The organism is Rhodococcus sp. LB1 (assembly GCF_001583455.1).
GTDB lineage: Bacteria > Actinomycetota > Actinomycetes > Mycobacteriales > Mycobacteriaceae > Rhodococcus_F > Rhodococcus_F opacus.
Window position 1 is genome coordinate 1 of the sequence record NZ_LTCZ01000024.1, and the last position, 18676, is coordinate 18676.

The following is an 18676-nucleotide window of genomic DNA, read 5'->3' on the forward strand; positions in this document are numbered from 1 at the left end:
CGATGACGTTGCGCTGGATCTCGTTGGTGCCCTCGCCGACGATCATCAGCGGGGCGTCGCGGAAGTACCGCTCGACGTCGTACTCGGTGGAATAGCCGTAACCTCCGTGGATGCGCACCGCGTTGAGGGCGATGTCCATCGCGACCTCGGACGCGTACAGCTTGGCCATTCCGGCCTCCATGTCGCACCGGTCGCCGCTGTCGTACTGCTCGGCGGCATGTCGGGTGAGTTGCCGTGCCGCGGTCAGCTTGGTTGCCATGTCGGCCAGGTAGTTGCCGATCGACTGGTGCTTCCAGATCGGCTTGCCGAAGCTCTCCCGCTGCTGCGCGTACGCGAGGGAGTCCTCGAGCGCCGCCGTGGCCACGCCCAGCGCCCGGCAGGCCACCTGGATGCGGCCGGTCTCCAGGCCCTTCATCATCTGCGCGAACCCCTTGCCCGGGGTGCCGCCGAGGATCGCCGTGGCGGGGGTGCGGTAACCGTCGAAAGACAGCTCACACGTCTCGACGCCCTTGTAGCCGAGCTTGGGCAGATCTCGGGACACCGTCAGACCGGGGCCGTGTTCGACCAGGACGATCGAAATGCCCTTGTGCTTGGGGGTCGCGCTCGGGTCCGTCTTGCACAGCAGCGCGATCAGGCCGGATCGGCGGGCGTTGGAGATCCACGTCTTCGATCCGGTGATGACGAGGTCTTCGCCGTCGGTCTTGGCGTTGGTGGACATGGCCTGCAGGTCGGAACCGCCACCGGGTTCGGTCAGCGCCATGGTGGCCCGGATCTCGCCGGTCGCCATCTTCGGCAGGTACTGCTGCTTCTGCTCCTCGGTGCCGTACAGCGACAGCAGCTTCGCGACGACGGTGTGACCGCCCATCGCCCCCGCCAGGCTCATCCAGCCACGTGCGAGTTCCTCGGTGACCTGCGCGTAACAGGGCATCGACACCGGTGATCCGCCGTACTCCTCGGGGACCGCCAGACCGTAGATCCCGATCTCCTTCATCTGCGCGATCCACTTCTCGGGGTACTCGTTGGCGTGCTCGACCTCCTGCACCGACGGCTTGACCTCGCGGTCGACGAACTCGCGGACCGTCTCGACCAGGAAGGTCTCTTCCTCGTTCAGCCTGTAGCTCATTGCACTTCTCCCGAATCGGCGCGAGGGGCCCTAGTGGCCCGGTGATTTGTACGGCCATATCTTCGGTTATGTACGTATTCGTCAAGGGTGGGCGTTGACATCCATGCACATCCGGTGCCACCATTTGGTCCGGATAGTTCCTATCTATGCTGTTCAAGGGCTCAGAGCGCGATCGGAAGGGCCGATGGACCTAATGGCCGTATTTACAGTCCCTTCACAGAGTGAATGGCCGGAAAGTGCCCCATCGATCACCACGACCTCCCGTCGAGCGAATACCGTTTCTCACGAAAGAGGCGAGCAGGATGTCTCAGCGCAGGTTCGAACTCCAGCAGGTCGCACTCTCCGTGTCGGACTGGGATTGGCGGATGCACGCGCGATGCCGGTCCATGGACGCCGAGCTCTTCTTCCCGTACGAGGGCGAAGGGCAGGGCGCACGCATTCGTCGAGAACGAGCCGCAAAGCATGTCTGCGAGCCCTGCCCGGTCCGGACAGAGTGCCGAAATCACGCACTGATCACCGGTGAACAATTCGGCGTCTGGGGCGGCACGACGGAGAAGGACCGCCGGTATCTTCGACCACCACGACTCGGTCGATACCGCTCATGACTGCGGGATGCCCGCGGCGTCCCCGCTCGCCGCGTAACGGCTCAATGCTGGTAAGCGCGCAGCGCGGTTCGTAGTCCCACGCGCCGTCCGGTGCCTCCGGCGACGGGCGTGGTGGGTGCTGTGCGGAATTTCAGTTCGGACGCGGTCTCGGGAGCATCGTCGGCGGTCGCGGACAGAAACCGGTCCGGGAGTGCCAGCTTGTGGATGGTGCGCAGGGTCAAAAGGTATTGCTTGGCAAGCGAACCGGTGGTGTAGGGCAGATCGTACTTCTCGCACAGTGCGCGGACCCGCATCGCGATTTCCGGGTACCGATTGCTGGGGAGGTCCGGGAACAGGTGGTGCTCGATCTGGTAGCAGAGGTTGCCGCTGAGGAATGCCAGCACGGCGCCGGCTCGGAAGTTGGCGGTACCGAGCATCTGCCGTAGATACCATTCCGCCCGGGTCTCGTTTTCCAGTTCGGCGGGGGTGAACTTCTCGGCGCCGTCCGGGAAGTGACCGCAGAAGATCACGACGTACGCCCACAGGTTTCGCAGCAGGTTGGCCGCGAGGTTCGCCTTCAGCGTCCGTCGCCACCGCCGCCCGCTGAGCGCGGGAAAGAGGACGTAATCCTTGCCGGTCTGCCGGACGATCTTGCCGATCAGTGCTCGGGTGTGGCCGGACTTCTCGGCGGCGGTGCCGGCGCGCTCCTGCTCGGAATACAACCCGTGCAGGGCGATGCCCCATTCGAACGTGGCCGCCAACAACAGGTTCCGCAGCGGTTGCAGAAGGTTGTCCGGTTTCCACGGCTGGTCGCGGGTGATGCGGATGACGCCGAATCCGAGGTCGTCGTCCATCCCGATCACGTTGCTGAACACGTGGTGGCGATAGTTGTGGGAGTACTGCCACTGGGACGACAGGCCCGCCATGTCCCATTCCCACGTGCTGGAGTGGATTTCCGGGTCGTTCATCCAGTCCCACTGGCCGTGGGACACGTTGTGCCCGATCTCCATGTTCTCCACACTTTTGGCCACAGCGAGAGCCGTGGTCCCGAGGACCCACCCGACTCGCGTCCGGCTTGCGTGGATCACCAGCCGCGCAGCGGCATCCAGCCCGCGCTGGAAGGCGATCGTTCGGTGGATGTAGGTGGCGTCTCGCTCGCCGAGTGAATCGGTGATGTCCCGCCTGATGGCGTCGAGTTCGACGCTGAGCGCCTCGACGTCCTCTGCGGTGAGGTGCGCGTATTCCTTGATGTCGGATATCGCCATGGTCGACTCCAGTTTCCGGAACCACCCCGGATCGGCTGTGCGTCAGTAGTAGTGGCGTCTGCCCGCGACCGCGTGCCCGGCCATGCCCATGACCTCGAGGACCACTCCGATGATGATGAGCGCTATCCCGATGTACAGGAGCACTGGGACGCTGAGGACCAAGCCGACGATGGCGAGGATGATTCCGAGAATGATCATGATAATGGCCTGATTTCGGGACGGGGTTGAGTGCCGGGCGGGTGTGCAGTGCGGGTCAGTGTTTGAAAATGTTCTTGATCTTCTGCCCTGCCTGCTTGACCTGGTCGCCGGCTTGCTTCATCTTGCCCTTGGCTTCCTGTGAGCGTCCCTCGGCCTCCATGCGCTCGTTTCCGAGCGCCTTCCCGACGGTCTTCTTGGCGGCGCCTTCAGCGGTTTCAGCCTTGTGTCGAAGCTTCTTTCCGATGCTCATAACCAAGTCAACGCCGGATGCGACCTCATGTCAACACTGTAGATCTACGGTTTAGGCCTACAGTTGGAAATGAGGGAAGGTGTCGTGATGGCGAAGGTGCCCGAGCGTCGTTCGATCCACTCCGACGGTGGCCCGATCACCCGTGAGCGGATTCTCGAGTGCGCGCTCGAGATCATCGACCGAGACGGAATCGACGGGCTGTCCATGCGCCGCCTCGGTAAGGCACTCGGCCGCGACCCGATGACCCTGTACCGCCACGCCCCGAACAAGGCCGCGCTGCTCGACGGGGTCGCCGAGCTCGTCCTCGAAGAACTCGAGGTCGACACCGACGACGGCGACTGGGCCACCCAGCTACGGCAGGTCGCGCGGGGGTTCCGCCGGTTGGCCGTCGCCCATCCCCAGGTGGTACCGCTACTGGTCACCCGGCCGCTGTCGACGCCGCTCGGGCTCAGGCCGCTCGGCACCCTGCGTCCCCTCGAGAACATCCTGGCCCTGCTCACCAAGGCGGGTTTCACCGATGCCGATGCCTTGCACGTCTATCGGGCGTTGTTCGGCTTCCTCTACGGCCACGTCCTCAACGAGTTGCAGGAACTCGTCGAGCGTCCCGACGAGTCCGACGACCTTCTGCGCCTCGGCCTTCACCGCCTGCCGCTCGGCGAGTTTCCCTTACTCCGGGGTCTGGCGCCGGTCCTGGCGTCCTACGACGGCGCCGCCGAACTCGAACGCGGAGTCGACATCCTCCTCGCGGGTCTGACCGCGACGCTGACGCAGCCCGGCCATTCTCCAGGCCGGTGATGTGAGAGCGCTGGAACATCGACTTGGGCGGGCCGATGGCGCCGATATCGAAACCGATCGGGCCGAAGAGTCGAGATAGGGATGGCTCGTTCGTCATTCTCTACAGCCGATTTGTTACGGGTGAGAGGAGCGACCTGTGCAGTACATGCTGTTGATCTACAACTGTGAGCGGCCCGAACCGGGCGATCCGGGTTTCGCCGAGGCGCTGGCCCGGGTGAATGCATTCGCCGACGAGTGCCGCCGCCGCGGCGTCTTCGTCTCCGGGCACCCGCTGCAGCCGGAACGCACCGCCACCACCGTCAGCGTTCGAGACGGTCGGACGCTGATCACCGACGGCCCGTTCGCCGAAACCCACGAACACCTCGGCGGCGCCTATGTCCTCGACTGCCGCAATCTCGACGAAGCCCTGGAGCTGGCCGCGCTGTGCCCGTTGGCCGAGCTGGGGTCGATCGAGGTGCGGCCCATCGTCGATGTGCCGGGCCTGGACCACCGTCCGGCGAATGTGACGGCCGGCGGCGAATGAACGTCGAACCGGGGCTGCAGCAGGTGTACCGGGAGCACCGGGCCCGGATGCTCGCAGCCCTGATCCACGTGCTCGGTGACTTCGAACTCGCCGAGGATGCGCTGCAGGATGCGTGCGCACTCGCGTTGCGCAAGTGGGGCGACACCGTTCCGAGCGACCCCGTGGCCTGGCTGCTCACGGCGGCCCGCAACAGCGCGATCGACCGGCTGCGGCGGGCCCGGCTCGGCCGGGAGAAGCTCGCCCAGGTCGGTGAACAGTCCAGGGTGGTGACGGCGATGACCGACAGTGGGGAGGACAGCCTGCTGCGCATGGGTGACGAGCGCCTGAGCCTGATCTTCGCGTGCTGCCACCCCGCTCTCGCCGAGGACGCGCGGGTCGCCCTGACCCTGCAGGCCGTGGCCGGGCTGACCGCAGGACAGATCGCCCGCATGTTCCTGATCGGCGAGTCGACGCTGGCGCAGCGGTTGGTGCGGGCGAAACGCAAGATCCGCGACGCCGCCATCAGTCTGGAAGTCCCCGCCGATCACCAACTGCCCGAGCGGGTTTCCGGCGTTCTCGCGGTCGTGTACCTGATCTTCACCAAGGGCTACGCCGCCGCCCCTGAGCAGTTCGAACAGAGCACGCTGTGCGAGGAAGCGATCAGGCTCGCCAAGCTCGTCGCCACCCTCATGCCCGACGAACCCGAAGCGCTCGGACTGGTCGCATTGTTGCTGCTGCAGCACTCGCGGCGCGCCGCCCGCTACGACCGCGCCGGTGATGTGGTGCTGCTGTCGGAGCAGGACCGCTCACGCTGGGATCGCGCCGAGATCATCGAAGCGATCGGCGTCCTGGACCGGGCACTACGCCTCGGCAGACCGGGTCCGTATCAGCTGCAGGCCGCGATCGCCGCCTTGCACGCCCAGGCCGCTTCGGCTGATCACACGGACTGGCCGGGCATCGCCGCCCTCTACACCCAATTGCTCGCTGTCGATCCGTCACCGGTGGTGGCGTTGAACCACGCCGTGGCCAGGGCCATGACGGGCGGCCCGGAAGAAGGGCTCGCACTGATCGACGGAATCGACGGGATCGACCGCTACCACCTGCTGCACGCGGCACGAGCCGACCTGCTGCGCCGCCTCGGCCGCACCACCGATGCGGCAATCGCCTACCGGCGGGCACACGAACTCGCCGACAATCCCGCAGACCGGCGATTCCTCGCCCAGCGTCTGCTCGAACTCGACCTGACGGAGTCCTCATGAGACTGTCGATTCTCGACCACGGCCACACCCGACGCACCAAGTTGTTCCTCATGCTCACGTCCACCATGTCGCGTGTGGACAGCCCCGACATCGTGAAGCTCCTGCTGTACCGGCCGGGCTTCCTCACCCGTCCGCTGTTGGAACTCACCGCCGACGCGATGCGCGGGCAGTCGTACTGGACCGCCGCGGAACGGGAGTACCTCGCGATGTGCACCGCGCAGTTGCACCGCTGCCCGTTCTGCATCGACACGCACGCCGAGCTCACCCGCATCGCGGGCCACGGCGAGATCGACCCGGATGATCCCGCGTCGGCACGGCCCCCACTGAGCGCCGTCCGCGAGTTCCTCGACACGATCACTCGCACGCCGGAGCGCGCCGACATCGCCGGAGTTGCCGACCTGCCCGAACAGGCGCTTCGGGAAGCATTGCGTGTCAACCTGGTGTGGAACATCGTCAACCGCCTTGCCAACGCGTTCGGCTTCACCCTCCGAGAAGGCCAGTTGCACAGCGGTACCCGCTCCCTGCACCGTTTCGGCTACCGCTTTCCCGGCTTCCTGCTCGCAGACGGCGAGAAACCCGACGACAGTGACGATGTCGTGGCCAACCTCCGCCACTCGGTGTTGAACCGGCCCGCCGTCACCGACCCGGGCCTGCGCACCGCCGCCGCGGCCGGTGACCCGCTTCCAGAACCGTGGCAGGCCTACGCCGCGATGGTCCGCGACGCCTCCTACGCGATCACCGACACCGACATCGGCCGGCTCCTCGCCGCCGGACCCACCGAGGATCAGGTCTTCGAGGTCACCGTCGCCGCGGCGGTCGGCGCGGCCCTGGAGAGTTTCGATGCCGGAATGTCCGCACTGGGACACACGTCCACGAGCTGAATCGAGCAGATCGACGGAAAAACCTGACACAGGATGTCAGGGTCTCTTTGCGAGCATGGTTTCACCGTTCGGCGCCGGGCCCGGATCGACATCGACACAGACAAGGACCTCCATGCGCGAAACACGAGAAGAGCTCGAAGAGCTCCAGACCCTCCTCGACGCCTCCCTGTCCCGCTCCACCGCACATCTGCGTTCGATCATCAACACCGAGAGCACCCTGACCGCAGAGCAGCTCACCCAGATCGTCACCGGCATGTGCACCCTCGCCTTGTCCACCGTCACGGCCAAGGGCGAACCGCGGATCAGTGGTGTGGACGGGCACTTCCTGCACGGAAAGTGGCATTTCGGCACGGCGCGCGGCGCGGCCAAGGCCCGCCACCTCGCTGCCCGGCCGGCCGCCAGCGCCGCGCACATGCGGGGTGAGGACCTGGGCGTGTTCACGCACGGCACGGTTGAGATCCTCAACCCCCGGGACGGCGAGCCGGCCGCGGACTGGCCGGACCTGCTCGCCTACTTCAAAAGCTTCTACGGCGAAGACTTCTTCGACTGGGACAACGACGTGGTCTACTACCGGCTGCATCCGCACTGGATGACCGTCTACGCCGCCGGTCTCGGCGCGGCACCGGTTGCCGGGTGAGGCGGTACCGTCGGCCGTGTGGCTCTCATCCATCACGCTCAACTGTCTCCGTCCAAGGCCGAGATGCTCGGTGACTGGGTTCCTCGCCAGTCCTGGATCGGTTCCGCCGACGCGTCGTCCCTCGGGGTCGTCGGTGCGTACCGGTTCGACGATCCGGCCGGGGAGGTCGGCATCGAAACCCACCTGGTCCGGACGGCGGACGGGCAGGTCGTGCAGGTGCCGGTGACGTACCGCGGTGCCCCGATGGCCGGTGCGGAGGCGTCGTTGATCACCACGATGCACCATTCCGTGCTGGGTGAGCGCTGGGTCTACGACGCCTGCGCCGACCCGGTGTACGCGAGTGCGCTCGCGACCGCCATCCTGACGGGAGGAACCGAGGCGGAACTCCAGTTCGCCGCACCCGCCGAGCGCCGAGAGGTGACCACCAGGGTGTCGGGTAGCGGCTCACCGGGCTCGACCGTGCCGGTCGTCGGTGCCGTGACCTGTACGAATGAGGGAGCGACCACTGTCATCACGACGGCCGCGATCGGCATGCGGGTGTTCCGGGTGATCGATCCGGATCGGGTCGCGGACCTCGGCTCGCACACTCTGGAGGGCACCTGGCCGGGCCGAGGTGCGCCGGCGCTGCTCGCGATCGCGCATCCGACAGCTGACCACGACGTGTGACGCGGGAGAGGCGGAATATCTCCGAGGACGGTACAGTTGAACCCGTCGACGGTGTCGGACATACCCCGGGTACCACATTAAAATTGTCGCCGAGAGCGACCACTTGCCGAGAGGCGATATGACGGCACCGTCGCAGAGGCCGTCGGCACCATTTTGGTGTCGGCGGCTTTTTTCTGCCCTGGACCTCACCCGACAGGCTCGAATCCGGCCAGCATCTGCTCGAGTGCGGCCTGGTCGGGCCCGATGAAGGGGTCTGACTTCGGTGCCTCGGCGAGCATGTCCAGAAACTCGGCGGTGCGTCCGTCCGCCGGGGGGAGGTGGGTGCTGAGGATCCATCGCGGGTCGAGCGCCCGGACCGCGGCGACGGTGCGCAGGAATTTCGCCTCGTCCACCAGGTGCACCCAGGGACTGTCGACGGTGGCCCACAGGTGCTGCGCGGCACGGACGGCGCTGGGTGCGGAGTACCCGACGTCGTTGGCGGTGGCGAGTTCGGCGGTCTCCATCGGCGCTCCGAAGCAATCCGACGAGAAGCAGGCCTCGCTGCGGTCGTCGTAGAAGCCGACGGTGCTGGGATTGTCGAACAGCGGGGGCCGCAGCGCCGTCAGTGTGTGATCGCCGACGTCGAGGGATTGACCTGGATTGAGCAGGTAGACCCGGTCCATCGGGACGGGCCGCGCGCAGGACATGATGCCTACGCCCGCGAACGTCGTGATCAGGCGGGCGCGCGGCGCCGCGTCGAGCAGGTCGAACAACGCGCCGGTGTGATCGCGGTCCGGATGCGTCAGCCAGATCCACTCGACGTCCGCGGGGTCGAGCACCGATCCCAGGGCGTCCATGAAGCCGCGTCCGGGCAGGCTGAGTCCGGTGTCGACGACGACGGGTTCGGCGGCGTGGAGAACGTATGCGTTCACCGGTAGGTGCCCGATCCCCGGTACTTCCAGTTCGTCGCCGAGTACCGTGATGTCGCGTCGGATTCTGTTGATACGCATGGGAACTCTCCTCAGTCGTCGTAGTCGACGCGGATCAGCGACCGGGCGATCGTTGCCAGTTCGGCTTCGGTCGGCTCGTATCCCCGCGGGACCTTCAGGCCCAGTTCGAACGGGGTGGCCCCGTTGTCGAGCGCGGCACGGAATGCGGCGCCTGCCTCGGCGGGGGTGGCCTCGAGTAGCAGGGCCCAGCCCCGGCGGACACGGCCCCGGTGGGTGACCGTCACGAGTGCGCCGCCGGCGAAGTTGCGCCGCCACGGACGCTCGGTGAAGACGAGCGTCTGACCGTCGACGTCGTGCAGGCATACCGGCACTCGCAGGGTGCGCCCGGTACGACGGCCGGTGAACTCGATCAGTCCTTGGCGCCGGATGCGCCGCCCCAGTGACCGGGTCGTGAGGACCCGCCGGACCAACGGGTTGACCAGCCGCATCAATTGGGGTGGCGGCGGGTTCAGCCGCACATTTGCGGTATCGGTTTTGGACATGTCACCGACGCTAGGAGCGGTGGAGCGGGCGCACCATTCCACAATTCTGGTATTTCCGGCGCCGATCCGCGCTCGTACGCTTGACTCGTGAGCGTGGATTCCGTGCAGTGCGCGGCAGACAAGGTCGCACGATTGTGCGCCGCACCCCGCGGCCTGGTGTCGCTGTGGCGGGACGCATCGGACGTCGTCGCCGGTGTCGTCCCCTACTACTGGACGCCGTGCTGGTTCACCCTCGACCCCGTGTCCATGCTGATGACCAGTCACTATCACTTCGGCATGGACGAATTTCCCGGAGAATGGCTGGCCGCCGAGTACTACGAGGACGACGTTCAGTCCGTCCCCGACGTAATGCGGTCCGCCGAAGGGATTTCCACGTTGCACGAAGCCGCGCACGGCGATCCGTCGGGAAGTCCGCGCTGGCGCCGGAACCGGACACTCGGCGGCGACCAGGAGTTGATTGCGCGGTTACGCACGCGCTCGGGAGAAACCTGGGGAGCGCTGAGCCTCTATCGCGACGAGGGGATGCCGATGTTCTCGGAAACCGAGAAGTCGTTCGTGCAGGAGATCGCGCCGGTCCTCGCGGGCGGTGCCCGCCGCGCACTGCTGTGCGGGCAGGCCGAGGAACCGGAGTATGCCGATTCGCCGGGTCTGCTCGTCCTCGACGAGAACTGGAACATCGAATCCGCGACGCCCGGGGTCGACCGGTGGATGGTGGATCTGCCGGGCGGGGACTGGGATCGGGGGGAGTTGCCGGCCGCGGTGATCAGTCTCGCCGGTCGTGTGTTGCGGTGTGTGGAAGACCGCGACCGGCTGGGCGACGTGGCCATCTCGCGGGTGCTGTCGCGGTCGGGGGCGTGGTTGGTGCTGCACGGGGCATGCCTGACGTCGACGGGCAGGCGGCGGATCGCGGTGATCGTGGAGCCGGCGCATCCGAGCCGTCTGTATCCGCTGCTGATGTCGGCGTACGGGCTGACCGAGCGCGAGAAGGAGGTCACGTCGATGGTGTTGCAAGGGGCGTCGACTTCGCAGATCTCCGCCGAACTACACGTGTCGGCACAGACCGTGCAGCAACATCTGAAGAGCATCTTCGACAAGACCGGCGTGCACAGCCGACGCGACCTGGTCGGCAAGGTGTTCTTCCATCACTACGAGCCGCGGTTCCGCGACAACGAAAAACGGACCGCCGCGGGCAGGCCTGTCCGCGGCGGTCCCTGGCCGACGCAGAGCAGTTGAGTTCCGATCCGGGCCAGTAGGGGCGGAGGCCTACTGTTCCTTCTTCAGGCGGGCGGCCAGCATGGCCTTGCCCAGATCGCCACCCTTCCGGCTCACGGCTTGGGCGCGGCGGAAGAAGTCGGCCAACTCGGCGTCGCCGTCCATGTCGGCGTCCGAAATGTAACCCTCGAGACGCAGAGCGTTGCTCAGTGACGCTTCGACGAACCAAATCAGGTTGTAGTCCTTGTCCCGAACACCCGTCACCGAACGTGCATCTTGTTCGCTCATCAGTGCGTCCTTCCCGAGAAACGGCCGACTGTCTTGTGGTTCCTGCCTACCCGTGTGGTTGCATCGTAAACGTGAGGCGCGCCGGGCTCAGGCGAATACCCAGTTCATCAGGACGACATACAGCCCGGTTCCGACGACGATCGAGAGCACCGCATTCTTGCGCCACAGGTGCACCGCGGCCGTCGCACCCACCGCGATCAGTTCGGGGATCCCGTGCGACGGGGCGGTGACGGAGACGTTCTTCAGCGAGTACGCCACCAGGATCAGCATGATCCCGGCCGGCAGGTAGACACCCAGATAGCCGACGAGCGCGGACGAGCGCAACGGCATGACGATCGCGAAGGGGACGGCGCGCAGGGCGAACGTGACGATCGCCATGATCGCGATGGCCGCGAGGATGTAACCGGCGTCAGGCATCGGTGCGCACCTTTCGCCGGGCGAGGAAATAGCGGACGACGAGCAGGCTCACGAAGGCGCCCATCGCTATCGGCAGCATGTGTCCGGGGTCGACGAGTCGCGCGATCAGCGCGCACATCACGGCCATCGAGGGCACCGCGAAACCGCTCTGGGACCTGATGGCCTCGATGGACAGCACGACGAACAGAGCGGTCAGCGCGAAGTCGAGGCCGACGATGTTCTCCGGGATCCATTGCGCCGCGGTCGCTCCGAGCATCGCTCCACCGATCCAGTACGCGTGGAGATACAACTGCGAGTACACGATGACCCGGCCGGACATCGACTTCCGGTCGCCGGTGACCGTCATGGCGTACGCCTCGTCGGTCAGCGCGAACATGCTGTAGAAGCGGGCGAGCCGGCCCTTCACCCTGTCGAGGGGAAAGCTCAAGGCGTAGAACACGTGCCGGAAGTTCACCAGCAACGCGGTCAGCGCGATGTACGGGAGCGGCGTCATCGCCGCCACCATGCCGACCGCGATGAATTCGAGGGAACCGGCGTAGATCAGCGAGGTGAAGACCATCGCCCACCACGGGTTGAATCCCTGCTGGACGACGAGCACCCCGAGGGCGATCCCCAGCGGAACCAGCCCGATCCCGACGGGGAGGGACGCCTGCAGGGCGCGACGCCACTCCGGGGGCTGCCGGGGGTCGGAGTCGACGACTGCGGTCGTCGAGAGGGATGCTGGATCGATCACCACGCAAATCTATAGCAACTATCCCGGTGCACGATTGCGGGCAAATGCCCATTTTTCGCACTCTGCGCAATAATAGTTCAATGGATGACATCGATCACGCAATTCTGGACCACCTGCGGAATGACTCCAGTCTGACCAACACGGAATTGGCGGATCTGGTGGGTCTGACTCCGTCCCCGTGCCTGCGCAGGGTCAAGAAGCTCGAGGCGGACGGAGTCATCACCGGCTACCGCGCCATCGTCAGCCAGGAAGCGCTCGATCGGGGTTTCCAGGTGATCGTCACCGCCGAGATCGGTGTGAACGACCAGGCGACCATCGAGCAGTTCGAGTCCCGGGTCGCCGCCTTCGACGAAGTGATCGAATGCCGGAGGCTGTTCGGGATCCCCGACTACTTCATCCGGGTGGCGGTCCGCGACCTCGCGACGTACGAGAACTTCATGGCCACCAAGCTCAGCGGGCTCCCGGCGGTGTCGCGGGTCACCTCGTTGATCACGATGAAGACCATCAAGAGCGCCGACTGAGTCAGCGGTGCGCCGCGACCTCTCGGTAGAACTCGAGATGTTTCTGCGCGACGTCGTCCCATCGATGTGAGCGAGCGAAGGCGCGTCCCTCGTCGAGGGAGGCGCCGTCGGCAGGTTCGGTCAGGGCGCGTGCCATCTCCTCGTGGGTGGACGCGTACCGGACCGTCCCGCGAAAGACCTCCCGCAGGACCGGCAGGTCGCGTGCGACGACGGGAACGCCCGCCGCCAGGGCTTCCATCGCGGCCAGCCCGAATCCTTCCTTGGTGGAGAGGAAGGCGAACGAGCGCGCCTGGGCCACCAGCGAGGGGAGTTCGGCGTCGTCGATCGTTCCGAGAATGGTCGGTGTCACACCCAGCTCTGCGGCCCGCCGGTCGAACTCGTCCCGGTACCCCCGGTAGTCGAACAGGGTCTCGCCGCCGGCGAACACCAGCCGCAGGTCCGGTTGCTCCTTCACGACCAGCGCGAACGACTCCACCAGGTCGATGCTGCCCTTGCGCGGTTCGATACCGCCGACCGCCAACACGTAGTCGCCCAATTCATCGGCCCACCTGCGGCGGCGCCCGGTGTCCTCGCGTGCGTCCTCGAATCGGGCGGCGTCCACGCCGTTCGGAATGACGGCGCAATCGAGACCCCACCCGGCGGAGACCTCCGCGGCGACGGCGGCGGACACGCAGATCCGCGCGTACGGATCCACGATCGCGCGCTCGTGGCAGGCGGCCAGCGCGGGCGTCGTGAACTGGTCGAGGTGGTGGACGGTTCGCACGCACCGCCCGACCGCGTTGGCACTGATGCAGTCCTGCGCGTGGACGATGTCATAGGCCGCCGGTGGGAAGGCGGCGCGCATCGTCTCGATGGATCGGAGGATCCGCTCACCGACGGTCTCGTCGTCGACGTGTGCGAACGGCACCACCCGCACGGTGACAGTCGGGTCGACCGGACGGAAGAAAGCGGCGTCGCCGTGCCTGCCCAGGGTCCAGACCGTCACGTCCGCGCCCTGCCGGGCGAGGGCCTCGGCCAACGCCAGCGTGTGCACGACTCCCCCGCGGGGTTTGGTCGAATAGGTCAGCAGAGCGATCCGCACGTCAGTGTTCTCCTCGGTCCAGCAGTCTCCGGTAGCTGTCGATGCGGCGTTCCTCCAGGTGCCGCAGCACCTTCCTGGCCCGATTCACCTCGTAGTCGACGTCGAGTTCGGCGACGGCGAGGCCGCCCTTCGTCCCCGTTCGCGCGAGCACGTCGCCGCCCGGGCCCACCACCTTGGCCTGACCGAGGAATCGCAGTCCACCCTGGATTCCGGTCTGGTTGGACGACACGAGGACCACCTGGTTCTCGGCGGCCCGCGCCGAGTCGTACAGATCGAACAGGCGGGATTGCCTGTCCTGCATCATGCGCGCCGCCCGGTCCGTGATGCTGGCCGGCCACGCGGACAACGCGGCGATGATCCGCGCGCCGTCGAGCGCGAGGGTGCGGGCGGATTCCGGGAACGTCTTGTCATAGTCGATCAGCATCCCGATCCGGCCCACCGGTGTGTCGAAGGCGGTGAACGAGTCACCCGCTGCGTACGCCAGGGATTCCCCGGCCGGCTGATGCACCTTGCGGTGACTGCCCAGCACCCCGTCGCCGGTCACGCAGGCGGCGGCGTTGTATCGCACCCCGTCGCACAGTTCCGTGTACCCGATGCAGACCGTCATGCGGCCCGCCATCTTCGCGACGGCCTTCAGCTCCGGGCTGTCCGCGGCGAGCGCGGGCGGGAGCTCCTCCGTGTCCGGCCGCCGGAGATCAGAGATGTAGCCGCCGAGGCAGGCGTCGGGCAGGACGAGCAGGTCCACCCCGTCGTTCGTCGCACTCTCGATCAGCGCCTGCAACTTCAGGAGCGCGCGATCGATGTCGCGGCCGAAGTGCCCCGCCAACGCTGCCAACCGTGTCGTCACCATAAGCGTCAGGCTAGTGTCGCCGTCGCCGGCAACACACCCGCTTCGAGTTCGAGGCGGTCCGCCAGATACTCCGCGTCCCGCGCCACTCCCGCGAACCGTCCCGAACCCCACGTGTGCTGCCACGGAAGGCCGAGGAAGTACAGCCCGGGCACCGCGGTGACGCCGCGGTTGTGGGTGGGATGGCCCTCACCGTCGAACACGCCCGCGCGGAGCCACCGGTAGTCGGTCCGGAAACCGATGGACCACACCACCGACGTGATGCCCGACGTCGGCAGCTCCAATTCGGTGACCTCACGTTCGGGACGCCAGACCGGCACGTACCGTTCCTCGCGCGGCGCATCGATGCCCTCGCGGGCGATGTAGGCGTCGATGGAATCCTTGATGCTCTCGCTCACGGCGTCGGCAGCATCCAGCGACGACTCCAGGGTGGGCGCGAACCGCAGGGTGCCGTCCACGACGTCGAGCAGCCGCCCGTAGAGACGCATTCCCGCGAGCGCGAACGCACGGAGGTCGATGTCGCGGCCACCGTCCCGGCCGGTGACGTAGTGGTTGGTGTTCTCCCGCTTGCCCAGACCGCCCGGGTGATCGGCGATCGAGACGTCGTAGGTGCCCATGTCGTGCAGCCAGGCCACGCAGTCCCGGCCGCGGTAGAACCGCGCGACGCGCGGCGCCCCACCGGTGACGAGGTGGACGGTGCGACCCGCGAGATGGAGATCCTCCGCGATCTGGGCGCCGGACTGGCCGTTGCCCACCACGAGAACCTCGCCCGCGGGCAGTTCGCCGGCGCTCCGGTACTGCGACGAGTGCAATTGCGTGATGTCGGCGGGCAGCCGTTCGGCGAACCGGGGAACGACTGGTGTGTGGTACCCGCCGGCCGCGACGACGACGTGGTCGGCGTGCATCGAGCCTTCCGTCGTGTCCACGTCGAATCCTCCGGAACCCGACTGTCGGACGGCGACCACCGTGACGCCTTCGCGCACAGGAGGATCGAAGGTATCGGCGTACCCGCGCACGAACTGGTAGGTCTGCTCGCGGTTCATGAACCCGTCGGGATCGCCGCCCGAGTAGCTGTATCCCGGAAGGGTGCACTGCCAGTTCGGAGTGACGAGGGTGAAGCTGTCCCAGCGACTGTCGCGCCACTCGTGTGCGATCGACTCTCGTTCGAGCACCACGTGGTCGATTCCACGCTGCACCAGATGCCAGCTGATCGACAGGCCTGCCTGGCCGCCGCCGATCACGACGACTGTGTGTTGTTCGGTCATCGCGACTCTCCGGGGAGTGAAGCCGGGTTCATCTCGAGGACCCGGACGAGGGATTGGGGGTCGAGGGTGCGGCCGGCGCGTTCGAGTTCCTGCATCTGCTCGGAAGCGGACGTGCAGTACATCCCGAACTTGGCACGGACTCGCTCACTGGCCTCGGTGAGCGCCGTCGTGGTGCGTGTGAGGAAATCGGCGACCGTGTAGTCCTCACCGGCCACCAGGTGGTCGTGCATGACCAGCGACGGCGAGTAGCAGGACTGGGTGCTTCCGTCCGGCCAGCGCACCGTGAACGTCATCTCAGGCATCGACGGACTCCAGTTCGGCTGTCGTGGTGCGGAGGAACGACGGTCGCGCCGTCGCGTCGAGCCGGGTGCCGCTCACCCGGTTCTCCGCGACGACGTCTCCGTACAGTTCCGGCCGGCGGTCCCGGAGGTTGTACATCCCGCCGCTGCGAATCGCGTCCAGTTCGGCCTGCACATCCAGCGTGGCCGAGGCGAGGCCGGGTTCCACGCCTGTGGTGGCGAGGATCTCGCCGCCCGGGCCGACGATCTTCGCGCTGCACACGAACCGGAGCGACCCGAACGTTCCCGCCTGATTCGACGCCACCCAGACCACCTGATTCTCCGTGGCCCGCGCGCGGTCGTAGATGTCGAATCTCTGCTTCCACCGATCGTCCTCGGGATTCTCGACGCGGTTGGTGCGGGCGGTGGGCCACGCCGACAGCGACGTGATGATCTCCGCGCCGTCGAGGGCGAGCGTCCTCGCGGCCTCGGGAAAGGCCTTGTCGTAACAGATCTGCATGCCCATCCGTCCGACCGGTGTGTCGAACGCTTCGTACTTGTCGCCGGCGCGGTAGCAGAGGTTCTCCCCCAGCGGTTGGTGCACCTTGCGGTACGAGCCGAGTATCCCGTCACCGTGCAGCGTCACCGCGGCGTTGTACCGGTCGGCGCCGTCGGCCTCGCAGAATCCGAGGGTGATCACCAGGTCGCCGGCCATGTCGACGACCCGCCGGATCTCGGGCCCGTCCAATTCCAGTGCGGGCGGGAGGCTACGGAGCCGCCGCTGCCGCTGCTCCTCGGTTTCGTCGCCTCCGCCCAGGCTGGGGAGGTAACCGCCCAGGCAGGCCTCCGGAAGCACGAGTAGCGAACTCCCGGCCGCCCGCGCCTGCTCGATCAGTTCACCGATCGTGCGATACGCCTGTTCCATGTCGCGGCCGAACTCGGTTGCCGCAACGGAGATTCCGATGTCAGTCATGCTCTTCCCAATCCTGTGACCGTGGAGTGCACCACGCGTGTCGTTACGCCGTCGGGCCAGCGAAGGCTGACCCCCGGCTCGTATGTCAATTCCCCGCAGACGGCCGAGGTGGCCGGTCCGGCGGGCGCCGGCGCGCTACCCCGCCGATCGGCGGTGATCATCGCGAACCCGGGAAAGCACGTCATCCAGTCACCCGCCGTCGTTCCGGGCGGCCTGGGGACCGATGCGGCGTCGAGGACGGCGCCGAGTCCGCTCGCCTCGGCGAGCATCCCGGTGGTGCCGGCGAACCCCGCCATGCTGATGTCCTTCGCCGCGGCGGGGCGGGTGCGGGCGACGAACGAGGCCATGTCCCGCAGTTCGTCCGAGCTGCGATGGGACGTCGAATCCCACTGCTGTCCGGTGTATCCCGGCCGCCACTGCCCGTCCAGGTCTGCTGTCAGCGTGAGCTCGTCGCCGACCCGGCCACCACCCGCGGGCACCGGATCCGCGGTGCGTCCGAGCGCCGTCACCGACAGCGCCGCGGGAACACCGAGCTGGGTGTGGCCGCCCAGTACCGGTACGTCCCACGCTTCCGCGGCCCGGCTGAGCCCACGGATCACCTTCGACAGGATCGAGGTGTTCGGTGCGCCGACCGAGTCGAGCATCCCGACCGGGACGGCACCCATCGCCGACAGATCGTTGAGGTTGACGAGGGCGGCGCACCATCCGGCCCACTCGGGATCGCGCTGAACCATGGCGGGCAGGATGGCGTCACACGCCGCGATCAGGTCGCTGCCCGGTACCGGTGCGCCGTCGTCGCCGCGGAACCCGCTGCCGCCGAGCGCATCACCATGCTTCCCGAAGGGTGTCAGGGTGTGGGCCAGACACGACTTCGTGCTCTGGACCAGACGCTCGACGCGATCGATCGGCCACGTCATGTGCACGTGCGGCGCGCCCGCCACCGTGACGTCACCCAGCCGCGTCCAGCCCAGGTGGGCGAACATCGTTTCGTTTCGGCTCTGCACGGTGGCGTCGAACCGCAACGCGCCGCGGGATTCGGCGTGGGCGCAGGCGGCCCGCACGAGTGCCTTTCCGATTCCCCTGCTGTTCCGCACGTTTCGACCCACCACGAGGCGGCTTCCCGCCCACCACCCGAGGTCGGTGCCGTCCGTCATCGGGGCGAGGCGAACACCGCCGAGCACCTCGCCCGTGGTGCTGATCGCCACGAGCACCACGGTTCGGGGATCGTCGTCGACATCGTCCCGGTCGCTGGCGGTGAACAGTCCCTGTTCCACGACGAACGTCTCACGCCGCAGTCGTCGGTACGCCTCGGTCATCACCCGACCGGTGGCGGGTTGCACGAGGAAACTCCACTGAGACTCCTGAATCGACGGCCCGGTGAGGACGGCGAAATCGGAAGGAGTGCTCTCGGCGGTCGGCAGGTCCCACAT

Annotated in this window: 24 protein-coding genes; 9 read left to right on the forward strand and 15 right to left on the reverse strand. The window is 66.9% G+C overall.

Annotation, left to right across the window (positions count from 1 at the left end):
• Positions 1-1123, reverse strand: a 1123-nt coding sequence (locus tag AZG88_RS04855; protein ID WP_061697096.1) for an acyl-CoA dehydrogenase family protein, incomplete at its 3' end; no start/stop codon positions are given.
• A 365-nt stretch (positions 1124-1488) separates the two neighbouring features.
• Here AZG88_RS04855 and AZG88_RS04860 point away from each other — a divergent pair.
• Positions 1489-1728, forward strand: a complete 240-nt coding sequence (locus tag AZG88_RS04860; protein ID WP_269455026.1) for a WhiB family transcriptional regulator — start codon at positions 1489-1491, stop codon at positions 1726-1728.
• Between the two features lie 41 nt (positions 1729-1769).
• On the opposite strand, the gene AZG88_RS04865 is transcribed toward AZG88_RS04860, so the two are convergent.
• From AZG88_RS04865 to AZG88_RS04870, 3 genes are read right to left on the reverse strand one after another with little or no spacing between them, the layout of a single operon-like run.
• A complete protein-coding gene (locus AZG88_RS04865; RefSeq protein WP_061040613.1) occupies positions 1770-2972 on the reverse strand; it encodes a fatty acid desaturase family protein in 1203 nt (400 codons plus the stop codon).
• A gap of 42 nt (positions 2973-3014) precedes the next feature.
• Positions 3015-3170 (reverse strand): DUF6131 family protein, encoded by a 156-nt coding sequence (locus AZG88_RS52475; protein WP_005249980.1) that lies wholly within the window; start codon positions 3168-3170, stop codon positions 3015-3017.
• Between the two features lie 55 nt (positions 3171-3225).
• Positions 3226-3420 carry a CsbD family protein gene (locus tag AZG88_RS04870; RefSeq protein WP_005249981.1) on the reverse strand — a complete coding sequence of 65 codons (195 nt, stop codon included), beginning with the start codon at positions 3418-3420 and terminating at the stop codon, positions 3226-3228.
• 87 nt (positions 3421-3507) lie between these two features.
• On the opposite strand from AZG88_RS04870, the gene AZG88_RS04875 reads away from it, so the two are divergent.
• The 6 genes from AZG88_RS04875 to AZG88_RS04900 all read left to right on the forward strand — a co-directional run bounded on the left by AZG88_RS04875 (position 3508) and on the right by AZG88_RS04900 (position 8160).
• Positions 3508-4215 carry a TetR/AcrR family transcriptional regulator C-terminal domain-containing protein gene (locus AZG88_RS04875; protein ID WP_061040612.1) on the forward strand — a complete coding sequence of 236 codons (708 nt, stop codon included), beginning with the start codon at positions 3508-3510 and terminating at the stop codon, positions 4213-4215.
• Between the two features lie 145 nt (positions 4216-4360).
• Positions 4361-4738 (forward strand): YciI family protein, encoded by a 378-nt coding sequence (locus AZG88_RS04880; RefSeq protein WP_005249983.1) that lies wholly within the window; start codon positions 4361-4363, stop codon positions 4736-4738.
• On the forward strand, positions 4735-5976 hold the full coding sequence (locus AZG88_RS04885) for an RNA polymerase sigma factor (RefSeq protein ID WP_061040611.1): 1242 nt from the start codon (positions 4735-4737) through the stop codon (positions 5974-5976). Before AZG88_RS04880 ends, AZG88_RS04885 begins: the two co-directional genes overlap by 4 nt.
• Positions 5973-6857 (forward strand): hypothetical protein, encoded by an 885-nt coding sequence (locus AZG88_RS04890; protein WP_005249985.1) that lies wholly within the window; start codon positions 5973-5975, stop codon positions 6855-6857. The genes AZG88_RS04885 and AZG88_RS04890 overlap by 4 nt, the downstream gene beginning before the upstream one ends.
• 112 nt (positions 6858-6969) lie before the next feature.
• Positions 6970-7494 carry a pyridoxamine 5'-phosphate oxidase family protein gene (locus tag AZG88_RS04895; RefSeq protein WP_005249986.1) on the forward strand — a complete coding sequence of 175 codons (525 nt, stop codon included), beginning with the start codon at positions 6970-6972 and terminating at the stop codon, positions 7492-7494.
• Positions 7495-7512: 18 nt separating this feature from the next.
• The gene (locus AZG88_RS04900) at positions 7513-8160 is read left to right on the forward strand and encodes a CG0192-related protein (protein WP_061040610.1); all 648 of its coding nucleotides are present in this window, start codon (positions 7513-7515) and stop codon (positions 8158-8160) included.
• Between the two features lie 185 nt (positions 8161-8345).
• On the opposite strand, the gene AZG88_RS04905 is transcribed toward AZG88_RS04900, so the two are convergent.
• Together AZG88_RS04905 and AZG88_RS04910 are read right to left on the reverse strand one after the other, a co-directional pair.
• Entirely contained in the window at positions 8346-9149 is an 804-nt protein-coding gene (locus AZG88_RS04905; protein WP_061040609.1) for an MBL fold metallo-hydrolase, read from the reverse strand.
• Between the two features lie 11 nt (positions 9150-9160).
• Positions 9161-9631: a grhN gene (locus AZG88_RS04910; RefSeq protein WP_231913823.1), complete on the reverse strand. Its 471-nt coding sequence runs from the start codon at positions 9629-9631 to the stop codon at positions 9161-9163.
• Positions 9632-9733: 102 nt separating this feature from the next.
• Between AZG88_RS04910 and AZG88_RS04915 the strand changes: the two genes are divergently transcribed.
• Positions 9734-10864, forward strand: coding sequence for a helix-turn-helix transcriptional regulator (locus AZG88_RS04915; RefSeq protein WP_061040617.1), 1131 nt, complete (start codon positions 9734-9736; stop codon positions 10862-10864).
• A 30-nt stretch (positions 10865-10894) separates the two neighbouring features.
• Here AZG88_RS04915 and AZG88_RS04920 read toward each other — a convergent pair whose 3' ends face one another.
• The 3 genes from AZG88_RS04920 to AZG88_RS04930 all read right to left on the reverse strand — a co-directional run bounded on the left by AZG88_RS04920 (position 10895) and on the right by AZG88_RS04930 (position 12284).
• Positions 10895-11131, reverse strand: coding sequence for a hypothetical protein (locus AZG88_RS04920; protein WP_005254663.1), 237 nt, complete (start codon positions 11129-11131; stop codon positions 10895-10897).
• 87 nt (positions 11132-11218) lie between these two features.
• The gene (locus AZG88_RS04925; RefSeq protein WP_005249992.1) at positions 11219-11548 is read right to left on the reverse strand and encodes a branched-chain amino acid transporter permease; all 330 of its coding nucleotides are present in this window, start codon (positions 11546-11548) and stop codon (positions 11219-11221) included.
• A complete protein-coding gene (locus AZG88_RS04930; RefSeq protein ID WP_025433516.1) occupies positions 11541-12284 on the reverse strand; it encodes an AzlC family ABC transporter permease in 744 nt (247 codons plus the stop codon). Before AZG88_RS04930 ends, AZG88_RS04925 begins: the two co-directional genes overlap by 8 nt.
• Positions 12285-12361: 77 nt before the next feature.
• Between AZG88_RS04930 and AZG88_RS04935 the strand changes: the two genes are divergently transcribed.
• On the forward strand, positions 12362-12802 hold the full coding sequence (locus AZG88_RS04935) for an Lrp/AsnC family transcriptional regulator (protein ID WP_005254660.1): 441 nt from the start codon (positions 12362-12364) through the stop codon (positions 12800-12802).
• 1 nt (position 12803) lies between these two features.
• Here the strand turns inward: AZG88_RS04935 and AZG88_RS04940 are convergent, their stop codons facing one another.
• From AZG88_RS04940 to AZG88_RS04965, 6 genes are read right to left on the reverse strand one after another with little or no spacing between them, the layout of a single operon-like run.
• Positions 12804-13883: an MSMEG_0565 family glycosyltransferase gene (locus AZG88_RS04940; protein ID WP_061040607.1), complete on the reverse strand. Its 1080-nt coding sequence runs from the start codon at positions 13881-13883 to the stop codon at positions 12804-12806.
• A 1-nt stretch (position 13884) separates the two neighbouring features.
• Positions 13885-14733, reverse strand: a complete 849-nt coding sequence (locus AZG88_RS04945) for a carbon-nitrogen hydrolase family protein (protein WP_025433515.1) — start codon at positions 14731-14733, stop codon at positions 13885-13887.
• Positions 14734-14738: 5 nt separating this feature from the next.
• A complete protein-coding gene (locus tag AZG88_RS04950; protein WP_005249997.1) occupies positions 14739-15995 on the reverse strand; it encodes an MSMEG_0569 family flavin-dependent oxidoreductase in 1257 nt (418 codons plus the stop codon).
• Positions 15992-16297: an MSMEG_0570 family nitrogen starvation response protein gene (locus tag AZG88_RS04955; RefSeq protein ID WP_005249998.1), complete on the reverse strand. Its 306-nt coding sequence runs from the start codon at positions 16295-16297 to the stop codon at positions 15992-15994. The genes AZG88_RS04950 and AZG88_RS04955 overlap by 4 nt, the downstream gene beginning before the upstream one ends.
• Positions 16290-17246: a carbon-nitrogen hydrolase family protein gene (locus AZG88_RS04960; protein WP_061040606.1), complete on the reverse strand. Its 957-nt coding sequence runs from the start codon at positions 17244-17246 to the stop codon at positions 16290-16292. Before AZG88_RS04960 ends, AZG88_RS04955 begins: the two co-directional genes overlap by 8 nt.
• Positions 17243-18676: an MSMEG_0567/sll0787 family protein gene (locus AZG88_RS04965; RefSeq protein WP_061040605.1), complete on the reverse strand. Its 1434-nt coding sequence runs from the start codon at positions 18674-18676 to the stop codon at positions 17243-17245. Before AZG88_RS04965 ends, AZG88_RS04960 begins: the two co-directional genes overlap by 4 nt.

Coding starts and splice junctions, on each gene's coding strand:
- AZG88_RS04860 (WP_269455026.1), top strand. CDS start 1,489: ATGCACGCGCGATGCCGGTCCATGGACGCCGAGCTCTTCTTCCCGTAC.
- AZG88_RS04865 (WP_061040613.1), bottom strand. CDS start 2,972: ATGGCGATATCCGACATCAAGGAATACGCGCACCTCACCGCAGAGGAC.
- AZG88_RS52475 (WP_005249980.1), bottom strand. CDS start 3,170: ATGATCATTCTCGGAATCATCCTCGCCATCGTCGGCTTGGTCCTCAGC.
- AZG88_RS04870 (WP_005249981.1), bottom strand. CDS start 3,420: ATGAGCATCGGAAAGAAGCTTCGACACAAGGCTGAAACCGCTGAAGGC.
- AZG88_RS04875 (WP_061040612.1), top strand. CDS start 3,508: ATGGCGAAGGTGCCCGAGCGTCGTTCGATCCACTCCGACGGTGGCCCG.
- AZG88_RS04880 (WP_005249983.1), top strand. CDS start 4,361: ATGCTGTTGATCTACAACTGTGAGCGGCCCGAACCGGGCGATCCGGGT.
- AZG88_RS04885 (WP_061040611.1), top strand. CDS start 4,735: ATGAACGTCGAACCGGGGCTGCAGCAGGTGTACCGGGAGCACCGGGCC.
- AZG88_RS04890 (WP_005249985.1), top strand. CDS start 5,973: ATGAGACTGTCGATTCTCGACCACGGCCACACCCGACGCACCAAGTTG.
- AZG88_RS04895 (WP_005249986.1), top strand. CDS start 6,970: ATGCGCGAAACACGAGAAGAGCTCGAAGAGCTCCAGACCCTCCTCGAC.
- AZG88_RS04905 (WP_061040609.1), bottom strand. CDS start 9,149: ATGCGTATCAACAGAATCCGACGCGACATCACGGTACTCGGCGACGAA.
- AZG88_RS04910 (WP_231913823.1), bottom strand. CDS start 9,631: ATGTCCAAAACCGATACCGCAAATGTGCGGCTGAACCCGCCGCCACCC.
- AZG88_RS04920 (WP_005254663.1), bottom strand. CDS start 11,131: ATGAGCGAACAAGATGCACGTTCGGTGACGGGTGTTCGGGACAAGGAC.
- AZG88_RS04925 (WP_005249992.1), bottom strand. CDS start 11,548: ATGCCTGACGCCGGTTACATCCTCGCGGCCATCGCGATCATGGCGATC.
- AZG88_RS04935 (WP_005254660.1), top strand. CDS start 12,362: ATGGATGACATCGATCACGCAATTCTGGACCACCTGCGGAATGACTCC.
- AZG88_RS04945 (WP_025433515.1), bottom strand. CDS start 14,733: ATGGTGACGACACGGTTGGCAGCGTTGGCGGGGCACTTCGGCCGCGAC.
- AZG88_RS04950 (WP_005249997.1), bottom strand. CDS start 15,995: ATGACCGAACAACACACAGTCGTCGTGATCGGCGGCGGCCAGGCAGGC.
- AZG88_RS04955 (WP_005249998.1), bottom strand. CDS start 16,297: ATGCCTGAGATGACGTTCACGGTGCGCTGGCCGGACGGAAGCACCCAG.
- AZG88_RS04960 (WP_061040606.1), bottom strand. CDS start 17,246: ATGACTGACATCGGAATCTCCGTTGCGGCAACCGAGTTCGGCCGCGAC.
- AZG88_RS04965 (WP_061040605.1), bottom strand. CDS start 18,676: ATGTGGGACCTGCCGACCGCCGAGAGCACTCCTTCCGATTTCGCCGTC.